At 48.8% G+C, this 16,367-nt stretch carries 12 protein-coding genes; 11 read left to right on the top strand and 1 reads right to left on the bottom strand.

The features are described from left to right. The first annotated feature begins 176 nt into the window (after nt 1-176). Nucleotides 177-674: a hypothetical protein gene (locus ACYVI9_RS15360; protein WP_460766124.1), complete on the top strand. Its 498-nt coding sequence runs from the start codon at nt 177-179 to the stop codon at nt 672-674. A 23-nt stretch (nt 675-697) separates the two neighbouring features. Here the strand turns inward: ACYVI9_RS15360 and ACYVI9_RS15355 are convergent, their stop codons facing one another. Beyond that, nucleotides 698-1,636, bottom strand: coding sequence for a LysR substrate-binding domain-containing protein (locus ACYVI9_RS15355; RefSeq protein WP_460766121.1), 939 nt, complete (start codon nt 1,634-1,636; stop codon nt 698-700). A 106-nt stretch (nt 1,637-1,742) separates the two neighbouring features. Here ACYVI9_RS15355 and katG point away from each other — a divergent pair, with 106 nt between their 5' ends. From katG to ACYVI9_RS15305, 10 genes are all read left to right on the top strand, one after another. Further along, complete coding sequence (gene katG, locus ACYVI9_RS15350; protein WP_460766118.1) at nt 1,743-4,025, top strand: catalase/peroxidase HPI; 2,283 nt, start codon at nt 1,743-1,745, stop codon at nt 4,023-4,025. 482 nt (nt 4,026-4,507) lie between these two features. Beyond that, on the top strand, nt 4,508-4,960 hold the full coding sequence (locus tag ACYVI9_RS15345; RefSeq protein WP_460766115.1) for a hypothetical protein: 453 nt from the start codon (nt 4,508-4,510) through the stop codon (nt 4,958-4,960). 41 nt (nt 4,961-5,001) lie between these two features. Continuing rightward, on the top strand, nt 5,002-6,396 hold the full coding sequence (locus ACYVI9_RS15340) for a DUF5458 family protein (RefSeq protein ID WP_460766113.1): 1,395 nt from the start codon (nt 5,002-5,004) through the stop codon (nt 6,394-6,396). 175 nt (nt 6,397-6,571) lie between these two features. Then, nucleotides 6,572-6,961: a type VI secretion system tube protein TssD gene (gene tssD / locus ACYVI9_RS15335; protein ID WP_460766110.1), complete on the top strand. Its 390-nt coding sequence runs from the start codon at nt 6,572-6,574 to the stop codon at nt 6,959-6,961. 129 nt (nt 6,962-7,090) lie between these two features. Continuing rightward, nucleotides 7,091-7,654, top strand: a complete 564-nt coding sequence (locus ACYVI9_RS15330; RefSeq protein ID WP_460766108.1) for a T6SS effector amidase Tae4 family protein — start codon at nt 7,091-7,093, stop codon at nt 7,652-7,654. After that, nucleotides 7,639-8,022, top strand: coding sequence for a hypothetical protein (locus tag ACYVI9_RS15325; RefSeq protein WP_460766105.1), 384 nt, complete (start codon nt 7,639-7,641; stop codon nt 8,020-8,022). Before ACYVI9_RS15330 ends, ACYVI9_RS15325 begins: the two co-directional genes overlap by 16 nt. Before the next feature lie 23 nt (nt 8,023-8,045). Then, nucleotides 8,046-8,435 (top strand): type VI secretion system tube protein TssD, encoded by a 390-nt coding sequence (tssD, locus tag ACYVI9_RS15320; RefSeq protein WP_460766102.1) that lies wholly within the window; start codon nt 8,046-8,048, stop codon nt 8,433-8,435. Nucleotides 8,436-8,644: 209 nt separating this feature from the next. Then, nucleotides 8,645-10,483, top strand: a complete 1,839-nt coding sequence (locus tag ACYVI9_RS15315; RefSeq protein WP_460766099.1) for a type VI secretion system Vgr family protein — start codon at nt 8,645-8,647, stop codon at nt 10,481-10,483. 5 nt (nt 10,484-10,488) lie between these two features. Further along, entirely contained in the window at nt 10,489-11,871 is a 1,383-nt protein-coding gene (locus ACYVI9_RS15310; RefSeq protein WP_460766097.1) for a hypothetical protein, read from the top strand. 74 nt (nt 11,872-11,945) lie between these two features. Then, on the top strand, nt 11,946-16,367 hold a 4,422-nt coding region (locus ACYVI9_RS15305; RefSeq protein WP_460766094.1), incomplete at its 3' end, for a DUF6531 domain-containing protein.

The raw sequence follows: 16,367 nt of genomic DNA, 5'->3' as shown, positions 1-16,367 counted from the left end.
TATTTTGGACAGGGACTTCAATGCAAGTAAAAATATCCTTGAAGAAGGAATAAGAATCATCGGGGCGGAACTCTCCGATTACACGGGCAGAGCCTTAAATAAGACTTCTGAAAAGAAGCTCAGGGCGTTGAAGTCCGAAGCCCATTGGTCTTTAGCCAATGGGTAGTTCACATTACATGATGAAATACCCCTGCATACTATATGTACTGCTATTATTGATCGCCTGCGGATCCAGCGGTTGTAGCAGGATGGAACTGTACCTGATAAGGAACCTGTCAGGGGAACCGGTCCTGGTACATATCATGGCTGCGACCGGTTCTACGGATGCCCTTCGTCCGGACAGCCTCAGCTTACCGGAGGGGTCGGAGGTTCGGATGACCCGGCATATTGTAGCTTTGCGAAGAAGCATCGGCGCTGCCGGGTCCTTCCCTGAATTACTGGTCCCACGTAAGCTGACGCCCGATCACTATGTTTATGAATTGCCTGCCGGCGGCAGTCTGAATATGTCGCTGTTACTGCGACAGCTTTTTAAGCACCCGACTTCGGCTGCCACCCTGGAAATCCATCAGCTACAGGAGGTCGTATCCATTCAATCACTAGCAGCACTCAGAAAGACTTTTTCAACTAAGTCCTTTTTCTCCGGGCCATTGATCCGATACCTTGATCTGAAATAATGAGGAAAGGAGGAAACCTGACTTCAGTCGACTGCAATGATATTGCGGGCACCATTTTTTTTCAGGGACTCGGGGACGGCCTGCATGATTTCCGCTTTCAGGGTGTCCACTAGTTTTTTCTTTAGAAAACTCCGGTGGGTCACCAGACTGACTTCCCGTACCGGTACCGGTTTTTTAAAATTCCGGAGCAATAATTTTTCTGCTTTTGTCATTTGAACGGCCGCCAGTTCAGGTACGATCGTGATGCCTTCATTGATGTCCACCATTCTTTTCAGGGTCTCAATACTACCGGCTTCGTATTCAAAATTCGTGACTTCCCGGTTTTTCTTCTGCAGTTCGCAGAGCGAGATAATCTGGGAGCGGAAACAATGCCCTTCCTCCAGGAGCCAGAGTTTGGAAACATCTATATCCCTTGCCAGGACATATTCTTTATTAAACAGATTGTTTTTGCGGGAGATGTATACCAGGAGTTGTTCATAGAATAATAATTGTTCATTGATACCGTTCTCATGTAAGGGCGTGACCAGAATGCCGGCATCGATCCGGCCTTCTTTCAGCAACTTTACGATGATATCCGTCGTGAGTTCCTGTACCGATAAATGGACTTCAGGGTATTTCCTGATAAAGGAAGATATAAACAGGGGCAACAGATAGGGGGCCAGGGTGGGGATGATGCCAATACGCAGGTGGCCCCGGGTCCGGCCTTTTTGTTCATCGGCAAACTGGGATAATTCGCGGGAGGCCGCTACCACACTGCGGGCATGTTCCAGGATGCCGCTGCCCCGGGTGGTCGGTATAACCGGCTGTTTGCTTCTGTCGAATATTTTAAATCCGATTTCCGTTTCGAGTTTCTGAATCTGCATGCTCAGGGTAGGCTGTGTTACGAAGCATGCCTGCGCTGCTTTCATAAAATTCCGGTGCTGGTGTACTGCCAGAATATACTCCAGTTGTTGTAGGGTCATTATAGTTTACTTCTATTAAATCATCAAAAATATCGATTATATTTATATTCCGAAATTTGTTAGGTTTGTTCTGTTCTTGAAAATTGTATCAATCAAAATTTTTTTTATGTCAAAAGAAGACCAAAAAGATATCAGCCAATGTCCATTTCATAATGGTAAAATGAAATCCAATGTTGCTGGTGGTGGTACCCGTAACGCTGATTGGTGGCCGGGACAGCTCCGGGTGAGCCTGTTGCGCCAGCATTCCAGTTTGTCTAATCCGATGGAAGCGGATTTCGACTATGCGAAGGAATTTCAAAGTCTGGATCTGGAAGCCGTTAAGAAGGACCTGACAGCACTGATGACGGATTCCCAGGACTGGTGGCCTGCGGACTTTGGTCATTATGGCGGATTGTTCATCCGGATGGCCTGGCACAGCGCCGGTACCTATCGGGTACACGATGGTCGCGGGGGCGCCGGTCAGGGACAGCAGCGTTTTTCGCCGCTGAACAGCTGGCCGGATAACGTAAGTCTGGACAAGGCCCGTCGCCTGTTATGGCCGATTAAACAAAAATATGGCCGCAAGATCTCCTGGGCGGACCTGTTAATATTGACCGGGAATGTTGCCCTGGAATCCATGGGTTTCAAAACCTTTGGTTTTGCCGGAGGACGGGTAGATGCCTGGGAACCCAATGAGGATGTATACTGGGGATCAGAATCCAAGTGGATGGGTAATGAAGAGCGTTACGCATCCGGAGGTAAAGAAGGCGTTACTGCCGACCACGGTGTGGTCGTTTCGGATGAGGATCCCGATGGATCCAAAAGGGCACAAAGCCTGGAAGCGCCACTGGCCGCCTCGCATATGGGGTTGATTTATGTAAATCCGGAAGGACCCAATGGTAACCCGGATCCAATTGCCGCAGCCAGGGATATCCGTGAGACCTTTGCCCGTATGGCCATGGACGATGAGGAAACCGTAGCCCTGATCGCTGGCGGTCATAGTTTTGGAAAGACCCATGGCGCAGCACCTTCAGATCATCTGGACCGGGAACCTGAAGCCGCCGGTATCGAAGCACAGGGGCTGGGATGGGCAAACAGTTTTGGTAGCGGTAAGGGTGCAGATACCATTACCAGTGGACTGGAAGTGACCTGGTCTGCAACGCCTACCCAATGGAGCAACAGCTTTTTTGAGATCCTGTTCGGTCATGAATGGGAACTGACCAAGAGTCCCGCAGGCGCCCACCAATGGGTCGCAAAAAATGCGGAACCGATTATTCCCGATGCCTTTGATCCCAATAAAAAACAGCTGCCGACGATGCTCACAACCGACCTTTCCCTGCGGTTGGATCCGGCCTATGAGAAGATTTCACGTAAATTTCTGGAAGACGCCGACGCTTTTGCTGACGCTTTTGCACGCGCCTGGTTCAAATTGACCCACAGGGATCTGGGGCCACGTTCCCGTTACCTGGGTGCCGAAGTGCCGGAAGAAATCATGATCTGGCAGGATCCTATTCCCGAAGCAGATTATAAGCAGGTAGATCAGAAAGATCTGCAGCAGCTTAAAGATAATATCAAGGCCAGCGGCCTGAGCCTTTCCCAATTACTGACCACGGCCTGGGCTTCAGCGGCCACTTTCCGTGGTGGTGATAAGCGGGGTGGCGCCAATGGAGCCCGCCTGCGACTGGCACCACAGAAATACTGGCCCGTCAACAATACCCCCCTGGTGACCGAAACCCTGGCGCAATTGGAAAAAATTCAAGCGGCCTTTAACGCCGCTGCCAGTGATGGCAAAAAGATATCCCTGGCTGATCTGATCGTACTGGGTGGTAATCTGGCCATTGAACAGGCTGCCGCTGCTGCGGGCCATCCACTGGAACTGCCTTTCAGTGCCGGTCGTACAGATGCCAGTCAGGAGCAAACAGATATAGCATCCTTCGCGTACCTCGAACCTAAGGCTGATGGTTTCCGCAACTACCGGAAAGGACCTTCTTCCGTTTCTACTGAGGCTTATCTTATCGATACAGCCCAGCAGCTGACCCTGACAGCGCCGGAGCTTACGGTACTGATCGGAGGGCTCCGTGCCATCAATGCGAACTATGACGGTTCCGAAAACGGCATCCTCACCACGCGACCCGGCCAGTTAACCAATGACTTTTTCGTTAACCTGCTGGATATGAATACTGCCTGGAAAGCAGCGTCGGCCGACCGGGAACTGTTTGAAGGCAGGGACCGCAAAACAGGAGCGCTGAAATGGAAAGCCACCAGGGCGGACCTGGTATTCGGTTCCAATGCAGAGTTAAGGGCCGTTGCTGAAGTCTATGCCAGTGCTGACGGGGCTGATAAATTTATCGCTGACTTTGCAGCTGCCTGGACAAAAGTGATGCATCTGGACAGATTCGATCTGTTGTAGTACCGGCATCGGTAATCAAGCATAAAACAACAAGCCCGGTCCGGATATTCGGACTGGCTTCGGAGGGGTGTCTTTAACAAAGAAGACACCCTTTTTACTTTTAGTAGCGCGCTGGATTCAAACAACTGGAAATGAGTAGACTAAATTTTTGAATTCGAAAAATAAACGACAGGTCATAAGGGGACTGTTCGCTGTTTTGTTCCTGTTCTATTGTAATAGAAGGGCCTGAATTCCGGCGCTGCTCATTCCGAAATTTTAAAACCTCATACAGCTATCCATTTGTAATCAATATTTTGATATACATGATCCGGGTCAATTACGGGGCTTTAAATAACCGAAAAATCAAAAAATTAATCTATATTTGATTTGGCAGGGTTGGAGAAAAATATATATTTGTCTGCGACTCATAAAGCAAACAGAGATAAAACTTTCGATTTGCATCTATGAATCGAGAGTATCAGGACCTATAAAAATTATTTAATATGCCATTAGAACCTTATGGAATCGGGGGCACCGAAGTCAAGAATGATGCATTTGAAGCCTTTGCCGATATACCGCTAAACCGAACACTTATCGCTGAAAAACTCACCGATCTTCCTCCGGTAAAACCTGATATTGTACATGGCCTGACTGATCTGGGCGCGGTCTTTAATCATTATGCACCTTCTGTAGAGATGGAGTTTGAAGATGAAGACGGAGGCAGCAGACGGGAAACCCTGGATTTCCGCGGACTGGAAAATTTCGGATCCAAAGGCATTACCGCACAGAGTGAGTACCTGAGTGATCTGGATATGAAAAGGGCCCAGTATCAGAAAATTATCAAGCAGTTAAAAACCAACAAACTCCTCAAACAGGCATTGGCGACTGCAGAGACCAAGGAAAACCTGATTGCGGCATTGAAAGCCCTGGTCGAGGAACTGGACGGTTCCAAATAATTAGATCTAACACTACACTTGCATAAACTTTTTATTTTTATATGGCAACAGCGCAAAATCAGCCACAAAACGAAGAGCAACTGCAGCAGCAGGATTTTAAACAGCCGCAGCAGGGAAAACTGAAGTCCCTGGATGATCACCTGCAGGGACTCGCCAAACTCGGAGGCTACGATCTGTTGGAATCGGCCATTGAGAATGTACAGAACCTGAATCCTGAACGAAAGGCCAGGAAAAAAATATTTCTGGAAGAGGCAGGCAGGAAAGCTGAAAGGGCTGAATTGAAGAAATCCCTGAACCTCTGGCTGGACATCCTGAGCAGCAGTGAGGATTTGACGGAAATGATCAACAGCAGCACAGCGCGTTCTGAAGCTGCGGATCGCACGCTGAAAGCCAATCTGAAAAAAGCACTGGATCGTACCCAGGACCTGGAAAGATCCTACCGTTCGGTTGCCCTGTTCTTCAAGAATACTGAAAGTCAGAAAATTAAAAACGTTTCCTTTATCAATGCGGATCCGGACCAGTTAAAGGATCTGGACAATACCCGCTTCATAGATTATATCCAATCCGAGCTGGTCAACAATTATGACCGACTGGACCTGCGCAACAATTACAGTATCCTGATTCTTCCCGGCTACCTGGGCTCCAATAAAGTTGTGGAGAAATGGGCGAAGATCGCCAATGATAATAAGGTGATGCTGGTTACCGATTTCGAGAACCTGGATACACCCGATGATGTAATGGAATTGTTCGAGGCAGCCAACCTCACCGGTGGCGATCCCTATCGTTCGAATATGGTGATGGCCTGCAACTGGCTGGTCGGCAGGGGAAAGGATGATGCGGTCGGCGAAGAGGAACATCTTTATGTGCCGCCTTCTTCCTCTCTGGGCGGTAAGATTTACTATACATTAATGTCCCAGGTGACGGCCGGAAAGAAATACGGCAGCATGAACGAAGTGGATGGCGTGCGATTTGACCTGAAGAAAAGTGAAATCGCCAGTCTGGAGAAACTGGGCCTGATCCCCATGGCAAAAGAATATGGAAAGGTAATGGCGTTTTCTGCCAAAACCTTATTTAACGGAGATAATATTGGTCTGCAAACCTATTCAGTCGTAAGGGTATTTGACTATGTGACTAAAGTTTTAATGGACTTCCTGAATCGTCGTGCCTTTGAAAACTTTAATGCAAATACCAGAAAGGAACTCAATGGTCAGATCGTGAAATTTCTGGACAGTATTACCGGACCTAGTAAACTGATTGAGAATTTCACCATTAAGCGTTTTGAACAGGACCCCCAGCAGAAAGACCGTGTGTTTCTCGATATCCATCTGAAGCCTTATTTCCCGGCTAAGACTTTTTTGATTAAGCTGGACGGGCATAAGGGGGATGATCCCGATGGAATCGACTGGGCTTCTTCCTACGAACAGGAAGGAAAATAAAAGGGTGCCGGCTGCACTCGGGTTGAGGCTAATAGACATTTAAAACACATACTTAATCTATGTAAACTATGGAAGTACTCCTGGCAGGCTGTTGCATTGTTGTAGGGATAAGTATGCAGTAAGTTTTTTTTATTTATAGTTTTTATACTTATTTCTTAATCTAAAATGTACAGTTATGTCTTTTAAAGCAAAGTTTAGCGCAGGTGGCGTTGAAGTCAACGTTCTGGACTGCTCTTATGCCATGAAACAGGAAACGGATCCCACGGGTCGTCCTTCCTCCATTACCCGTGCCGGCAAAATACACCTGACCGTTGAATCTACCGGAGAAACCGGATTCTTCGAATGGATGTGTAATAATTTCGAAAGAAAAGATGGTAAGATTGTCTTCTCCAAAAGGGATTCCGATGCCACTATGAAAGAATTGACTTTCAAGGAAGGCTACCTGGTGGAGTACCGCGAAAATTTCAACGCTGGAGGTGAAAACCCTATCACCGAGACTTTTACCATCAGTGCCAAAGAAATCACAATGGGGAACGCTACGCATATTAATGAGTGGGCTGTATAGTCCGAAATTTCTACCCTGTGGACCGGTGGACTTCTGCCGTTTCCGGTCAACGATATAACCATTAAATAACCCGGCTTTGTCTTGCAGAGTTGGGTTATTTTGGTAAAGTTTTTTTTAAAAAAGATTTCCATGCCGCGACCCACATATGAAGTGTTGAAATCGCATTATCCCAACCTGCCGGCCGCCGAAGTCTACAAACTTATCGGAGGAACCGTCTATAAGCTGTATCAGGAGAACCCTGTTGCTTATGCGAATGCCTGTGCACTTCGCCTGTCCCGTGCTTTTAATTACGGCGGCGTACCCATTGTTGCCAGCAGCGGCTACTATATGCAAAGGGGTGCAGATAAAAAGCCTTATATTTTTAGGGTAAGGGAAATTATACAATTTATTAACGAGCATTTTTCAAAACCGGATTATACATTCAGCAAGACCAATAATGGCAGCATTCAGCGGCGGAGAAAGAATCATGCGGCAGTGGAAGTCTTTACCGATTACCTGGCAGCTATGAATGGTCTGAAAGGCATTATTGTATTTCGGGTATCCGGCTGGGGAGATGCATCGGGTCATTGTACGCTGTTTTCCGCAACGAATTCAGGCAATTTGCAAAACAAATGTGAGGACAACCATTGTTATTTTGAACATGAACAACCTGGCGTCCGAACAGACAAAATAGAGCTATGGTCACTGCAATAAGAAGAACCGGACTGCTGTTGCTGGTCCTCGGGTTTTGCGCCTGTATTCAGGCGCAATCTGATGAGGTGGCTGCGGCCCGCGCCAATCTTAAGAAATGGGGGATCGCTTATAGTATCCATTTGGCGCTACCCGCTACGAAAGCAGACAGTCTGGCTGCTTACAGTCAGGCGGCTTATTTTGAGGCAGGCTCGCATCGGGAAAAAGCCTATGCGGCCATTAAGAAATTTGTGCAGCAATACCTGGCTTCCGGAGTCGAACCGGGCATGCAGGGCGCCGATCTGAGACTGAAAAAATGCCTGGACCTGGTTACTGACAAAAATTATGAAAAGAAAATAATCCTTTGTGATAAATGGATTATCCGCAAATAATGTAAACATTTAAATCGAACCTTATGTCTTTTATAGCAAAGCTGGAACTGGATGGTCAGCAGGTCAACGTCATTCATTGCCGTTATCAGATATCCCAGGAAGTGGATGCCACTGCCCGGCCGACTTCTATTCCCCACGGAGGTCTGATTGACGTCACCGTGGAAAGTAATGGCAGTACGGATTTGTTTGACTGGATGATTAGTGCGACCCAGACCAAGAATGGTTCCATTACTTTTTTTCGGAGGGATACCAACAGCCAGTTGAAAACACTGAAGTTTTCCAATGCCCATTGTATTGATTATATAGAAGAATATACATACGAAGGGGAGTTTCCGATGCGCACGACCCTGAAATTGAGCGCCAAGGAAATTAAACTCAATGAATCATCACTGAAAAAGAACTGGCCGGTATAATGGTCAGATCAGGCCGGGACAGATCCGTCGAAGAAGTGGATGAAACCCCGGCCATGTACCCGCAGCGTTAGAAACAGCAAAGGGTCAGGGTACTGATATTGGATCGATAATTGTATTGGAAAGCCCGGATTTACAGCGGCTGACCTGAAGACAATAGGGAACTGCAGTAGTTCCGGACATATTAACCATAATCGACAAAACCTTTATTTATGGCGCAATTAACCAATGCCTCTTTTAGCATTAACGGTAACCCTATAGCCGTCTATACACATTTTTCCCTCTCTCAATCAATTTTTCAACACCATCATTTTTCACTGGTCTGTCCGGCAGATGCCATTGACGGCCAATCCGGTATATTTTCTTCGTCCAAGGAAATGATTGGAGCTACTTTCGGCGCCCGAATTACGGGGGAAGGTCTGGAGGGTACCATGAGTTTTCAGGGGCTGGTAACCGGAATTGAGACCGCTCGTTTCAGCGGCCATCATGGTAACCTGGTGATTACCGGCTATTCACCCACCATCATGATGGAAAGCGGTCCGCATTGCCAGAGCTGGGAAAAGAAAGCCGTGAAAAATATTGCCAATGATGTGGTAAGTATTTTTCCGCAAAACCTGCTGCAACCGAAAATCCAACCGCTCTACGGTGAAACCCTGGCGTATACAGTGCAGTACAAAGAAACAGCCTGGCAGTTCCTGCAAAGACTGGCCGGTACTTATGGAGAATGGTTGTTCTGGGACGGCCAGCACCTGATCGTAGGCCAGCCACAGGACGAAAAAACGGTATCGTTGGTGTACGGTCGTGAGCTCAGCAGTTTTAATATGTCTTTACAGGCCCGGCCGGTAGGCACCCAGATGATGGGATGGGACTATATGAACAGTCAGGTATATACCAGCAAACCTTCCGGTGTGGAAGACAAGGCAGGCCTGAATCCGCTGGGAAAAAAAGTTATGGACCTCGGTCAGCAGGTCTATATGGCCCAGCCCACCCTCTGGAACAATCAGTTCCTTTCGAATAAAAAACAGCAGGATGATATTGCCAATATGCGCAGTGCCCTGCAGGGCAGCCGTATGGTCCGCTTTAATGGTAAAAGTGGCCATCCGGGTGTGCGGATCGGTAACCGGATCGATGTGGCCGGCAATAATGTATTCAGTGCCCAGTCAGAAGGATATGGCGAATACCTGGTAACGGAAATCAATCATTTTGTGGATGCTATGGGGAATTATGACAATGAGTTCACGGCGGTACCCGCTTCCATCAAAGTGCCGCCCATCGAGTCACCGGCAGAGCCCAATTGTGAAACCCAAAGCGCCATCGTAACCGATAACAATGACTTCAACGGCCTGGGGCGGATCCGGGTGAAATTTCACTGGATGCAGGGGGCGGAGAAAACACCTTGGATCCGGGTAACAACACCGCATGCGGGCGGCGGCAAAGGGATGTATTTTATCCCGGAAGTTGGCGAGGAAGTAGTAATCGGATTTGAAGGGGACAGCGCCACGAAACCCTATGTCATCGGCGCGGTGTATCACGGCCAGGCCAATAATGCCTTTGGGAATTCAGGGAATGATGTTAAGGCTCTCCAGAGTCGGAGCGGTAGTAAGATGGTGCTCGATGATGCCGCCGGCAGTATGCTGATGCAGGATATGGGTGGCAATATGCTGAACCTGGATGGTGCCGGTAATATTACCGGCCAGAGTTCAGAAACCATTGTGCTGACCTGCGGGGAAAGTTCCATCACCCTGAAGCAGGACGGTACGATTTTGATAAAATGTAAGAATATGGAAACGGTGGCTGATGAAAATATCAGTACCTGGGCCAAACAGAATATGGCCATACTCGCCGATCTTGATTTAAGTGCTGCCGGTAAAGTCACTGCCTCGCTGGGCTCCAAGAAAACAACCGTAGGTGGTGTCGATAAACTCGACTTACTTTCCAAGGACCTCGGCGCTACCGGTTCGGTAACGACGACCATCAGTGGTGGAAAAGTTGATATGAATTCCGCAGGCAATGTCAGTGTAACGGGTGCGTTGGTTAAACTTAATGCTTAAAACCTATGAGTCAGATCAATCCTTCCATCGCCCATGAATTTTATAAAATAAGGGAGGCCTGGGCCGAAGTTGCCGACCGAAAGCAGTGGCGGCTGGCCATTTGGGTGGCCCAGTACCAGGAGATAGATATTATTGATAAGTTTATCGAAACCGAAAGACTGGCCATTGGCGTATTTGAAGATGATATTTTCTTTCGTTTTGATACAGCCTACCAGGGCGACCCCGAGAAATTTGAAGCCGCGCTCTGGGCGGAGTATCAGTCCTGGTTTACCCAGCCCTTCCCCAAAGAGCAGGATATTCTGCTGGCGCTTCGCAATGATGGTATACTAGCCCGAGATTTTGAACCGCGTTTTGATATGCAATCCGGATTTGAGGGATTGGTTGCCGAAATGTTACGTCTCAAAACTCAGCTAGCTGGTTTTGAGACCAGCCGGTTCTGTTTGTATTTCCCAACTGCTAAAGCCCACCAGTTCCGACTGGGAGAATGGCTGAACCAGAAATTGAAGAAACCCATTCCTGCCGGAATCCGACTGGTGACCATCGATCATGCAGCCGGCAGAAAAGTCTTTGTCAATCGGCCCGAGCTCGTGGTGGAATTACAGCCGCAGTTGGAAATTATGGCGGCCATTAACAATGAAATGGACAAGGGTGGCGGCAGTTCCGATACCGTCAGTCCGGAAGCCCGGCTGACCAAACAGATTCGGGTGGTTATGGACACCATCATCAAGAAAGACCGCGACCTGTCCGACCGGGAAGTAAAGAAAATGCTGGAGCTGGCCCGCCAGACCGGCAATCCTTCGACCTTGATTTCCTCACTGCTGGTGGCCGCCCAGGTGCATTATAATATCAAGGACCACGAAAAGAGTGAGCGCTATGCGGATCAGGCCATTCAGCAGGCAGAACAGGTGATGGACCAGGGTGATCCCAGTGGCTATCATTGCTGGAAATCCTGTATGATGCTTAAGGGGGCCCTGTTCTCCGCCAAAAGAAAATGGGAAGCAGCCATTGGTATCTATGATCAGCTGGCCGCCAAAGCATTGACCTACGGGGATGTATTCTTTGTGATGGAGGGCCACCGGATTGCGGGGCATCTGTATTACCTGCGGGGCCGCCAGCAACCGGCATTTGAGAAATCGTTGCTGGCCATGGTGGCAGGGGCCCAACTGGGCCAGGACGTCATCCGGCAATCCACTTTTCTGCATGCCGCCCATCTGGCCGTCTTTCTGGGTGAGAAGCTGAAGCCCAAAGATGAACTTCAGGCACTGGAAGATCAGCTGGAAGTCTGGGTGGGACCGGATTGGAAGGAGCTGATCAGCGGAACAGAAATGGAGAAGAGTACGGTGAAACCCCGCAGTCGGCTGGTTCCGCCCATTCCTTTTAACAGTTAGGTTAGGGGGACAGGCTAAGGGGTAGTGGACCGCAGTTTTTTTTGAGTAAATTTTACAACGCTAATTGATGCAATATGGCAGCAGCAGGATCAGCACCAAGTAAGGGTTTTGGAGAACTTTTTGGCGAGGCCAAAGGGACGCTGGATGAGTTACAGGCCGGCCTGGCCAGTATTTTGCCGGCGATGCCTGGTATGCCGGCCGGCAAGTATTTTGATCTGGCCATCGGAATCGATTTTGAACAAACTATCATGCCGCCCTGTCCCGTTTTTCCGGTGCCACATGTGGGGATGGTCTTTGATATTTTTGGCGCCATTATGAATGCTATTGCCAATGCCCTGCCGGCGGTACCGGAACCACCGGAAGGAGAGGAGGCGCCGGTAACTGTTTTGAGTGTCGCTACTGCGATTGTCAATGCCCTGAAACCTTCCGTTAAAGTTCATGGTCGCTGGATCAATAATGCCGGGACACCGGTAATGCACCTGCCGGCCATGTTCCTGCATTTACTGCCACTGGCAGTGCCCACTTCTTCTTCCGAAATGTGGATGGGTAGTAGTACCGTGCTGGCGGACGGGGGACCATTTTCTACCCAGTTCCATCCCAATATTTCTTGTAATCTGGTAGGTTTTCCCAGTCTGCCAAGGATGAATAAAACGCCGCGGCCGGTATTGGATCTGATGTTGCCGACCTCCCTGTTGCTGGCCATCCTGAGCAGTGGCCCTCCTGTTATGGTTGGCGGTCCGCCCACGATTGATTTATTCCAGCTGTTTCTGAAACTGGGCCTGAAGGCGCTGCTCAAAAAAGTGAAAATTAAAAAGCTGGATGATCTGGGCAGTAAGTTCCAGAAAAAAATTGATGATATTGCACCAGATAACCCCAAGCTCGCCAAAGCCCTGCAACCCATAAAATGTAAGAACTTCGGAGAACCGGTGGATGCGGCTACCGGCCGGGTCATCCATACCAATGTGGATTTTGAATTACCAGGCCCGATTCCGCTGGTCTGGGAAAGAACCTATTATAGTGATGCCGAAGTGGAAACGCCACTGGGCTTTAACTGGCACCACAGTTATAATCTGGGATTGCGGGATCAGGGAAATGGGTTTAACCTGCGGCTGGCTGATGGCCGGGAAGCCGCCCTGCCTTATCTTTCGGTAGGGGAGGTTTTTTATCACCGGATAGAAGCGTTGTTTTTTGAAAGGGACAAGGAAGGATATTATTTGACCGATGACAAGAAACTGATCTATCGATTTGCCCCCGAACAAGACAGGGCAGGTTATGCATTATTGGCTTCCATTACCCATCCGATGGGTTCGCGGCTGCGGTTCCGATACGATTATCGCGGGCACCTGAATCAGATAACTGACAGCGCTGATCGTATCATACGTGTGCAAACGGATGAGCGGGGCCGGGTGCAGCGCCTGTATCTAATTGCCGACAACCGAAGGGTGGAGCTGATCAGTTATAGCTATGATGCCTTAGGCAATATGACAGCTACCCGGGACCAGACAGGCGCTGAAAAGTCATTTGAATATGATGGACATCTCCTGATAAAGCTTACCAATCAGAATAACCATAGTTTTTATTGGGAATACGAAGGCAAGGGCGACGAGGCCCGTTGTATCCATACCTGGGGGGATGGCGGAGTGCTGGAGTATTGGACCGAATACCGGCAGGAGGAAGACGGCAGTGGTGTCACTATTACCCGCAACAGCCTGGGGCATAATACTGAATACCACTATGACCATCGCAAGCTGATCTTTAAAATTATTGATGCCAACGGTGGCATTACCCGTCAATCCTATAACGAATTCCAGGACCTGGAACTCGTCGTGAATCCGGAAGGCGGTTCGGTGCAATACCGGTATAATGGTTACGGAAAACTGATCCGGCTGATCAACGAGAATGAAGAAGCTTCCAGTTACCATTATGATGACCGGCTGAACCTGATTCATGCCAGCAGTCCCGGTGGCAGATCGGTGAGCTGGGAATATGATGAACTGAACCGGCTTCTCAGCCGTACAGGGATTTCGGGCAACACCGTTCGTTACAGCTATGAAGGCAATCAACTCGCACGGCTTACCGATGACAAGGAACGGAGCCTGGAGTTTTTTTATAATAAACAGCAGGAGCTGACGCTACTACGTTACCCTAATGGGCTGGAGGAAGTCTGGGATTATGACGAATTGGGGAATCTGGTTTTTCATAAGGACCCCAGAGGAAATATCAGCCGGTATACCTACAATGAATCAGGACAACTCCTAACCCTGGAAGAACCGGACGGAAACCTGCATCGTTTTGAATATGATAGCGCCGGCAATTTGACAGAAGCCCGGGATTTCAGTCATCTGGTACAGTTTGAGTACGGTCCGCTGGGGATATTGCGTGCCCGCAAACAGAACAACCGGCGGGTCAGCTTTAATTATGATACCGAGTTACAACTCCGCAGTATCGTCAATGAAGGCGGAGAAGTGTATAAGTTCGGGCTGGATGCGCTGGGCAATGTGGTCAGTGAATGGGGTTTTGACGGATTGAACCGGCGCTACCAGCGTGACAGCGTCGGAAGGGTCGTTGAGTTATTGCGGCCAGCGCGGCAGTGGACCCGCTACAATTATGATGGTCTGGGAAATATCGTAAAGGAAGAGCACAGCGATGGCAGTATGGCGGCTTATAAATACAATCCCGACAGCCAGCTGACCGAAGCCATCAATGAGAACAGCCATATCCGGCTGCTGCGTGATAAAGCAGGGCGGGTTATTAAAGAAGTACAGGATGGGTACGAAGTAAGCAAACAGTATGACCCGGATGGTAATTGCATCCGTACCGGCAGCAGCTTGGGGACCTCTATTGAAATGAGCTACAATGACTGGGGCATGCTTACCGAGATGTCAGCAGCGCAGGCGGGTTCGCAAGCAGCGGCGGAAGTTTCTCCTGTGGAAATAAAGCTCCGGGAACTGGAAGCGCGTCTGGCGGGACTAACCGGCGCGTCGACTGCTCCAAGTGATCTGCCGAAGCAGGGGCAATCTGGCTGGAAGGCAATGTTTCACCGGGATGATACCGGTCTTGAACTACACCGGCAGTTGAGTGGTGGTGTAAGTGTACAGACAGAGCGGGATCAGTCAGGTCGTGTTACCCGAAGAACCATTGGGGCGGGTAATATCGAGCAAAGGCGCACCCGCTATGAATGGGGTCGGGGTAATAAACTGCAACGCATTGTGAATGAGCTCAGCAGCGCTCAAGTGGATTTTGAATACGATCCTTTTGACAATCTGGTCAGTGCCAGTTATAGTGAGAAAGGTTCCGCTGCGACCGTTTACAAAATACCCGATAAAATCGGTAACCTTTTTAAGACGAAGCAGAAGAAGGACCGCAAATACAGTAAGGGAGGTCGTTTACAGGAAGATGACCGTTATGCTTATCATTATGATCCGGAAGGCAACATCGTCTTCAAGGAGTTTAAAAGCAATGACAACCCTGGTGCGGTAGTTCATACGGATTTTGCCCGGACCCGGGGTCTGGATTTCAAACGTAGTGGTACAGGCTGGATTTATGAGTGGTCGGCGGGCGGCATGCTGCAAAAAGTCACTACCCCGACAGGCCGGCAGTTAGAATTTTACTATGATCCCCTGGGTCGTCGTACCGCCAAGATCCTGCTGGACCGACCTAAAAACACTGACCCGGCAACTGAAGTGAATACCGGCCGTGTGACCCGCTGGATCTGGGACGGCAATATACCCTTACATGAATGGAGCTATGAGGGCACTTATCCGCCTCGTCAATCTGTGGATGCTGTCGGTATCAAGACCGAAAAAGAGATGGTGGAAGACCCCATAACCTGGGTGTTCGAACCGGATAGTTTTGTGCCCTGTGCCCGTTTGCAGTCTGGCAGTCATCACAGTATCATTACCGATTATTTAGGTACCCCCACCCATGCATATGATCAGGAGGGTAAGATGGTTTGGGAGCGGGAGTTAGACATCTATGGAGCGACCCTCAGTCAGACAGGCACGGAGGATTTTATTCCCTATCTTTATCAGGGACAGTATCTGGATGCAGAGACCGGGCTGGCATATAACCGGTTTAGGTATTATGACCCTGAAAGCGGGAATTATATCAGTCAGGATCCTATTGGGCTAAATGGTGGTTTGCCTAATTTTTATGGCTTTGTTATCAATGTTAATTGGTTTGTGGATGTTTTTGCGCTTCATCATGGATTATCAGGTGAAATTATTAGAAATGGCGAAAGTATTTTTAATGATATCTATCAAAGTGGTAGTCCTGGCAGTGGCAGACTAAATCAGCAGGAGGCATTGTTAACTCATACGGAACGTAAGTTTTTGACAAATGACGCAATGGATATGGTTCAGGCAGGTGATCATCTTAAAATGGTTGGTCAACTTAACCCTTGCACTCCTGGCTGCCAACCGGCAATAAGGCGATTTGTAAACGATTTTGATGTAAGTGCCGAGTATCATGCCACAGATACGGGTAGAAGTTACCAT

It is taken from the genome of Niabella terrae (genome assembly GCF_054783135.1).
Note: the sequence above shows the minus strand (reverse complement) of the source record. Positions and strands in the feature narration are given on the sequence as shown.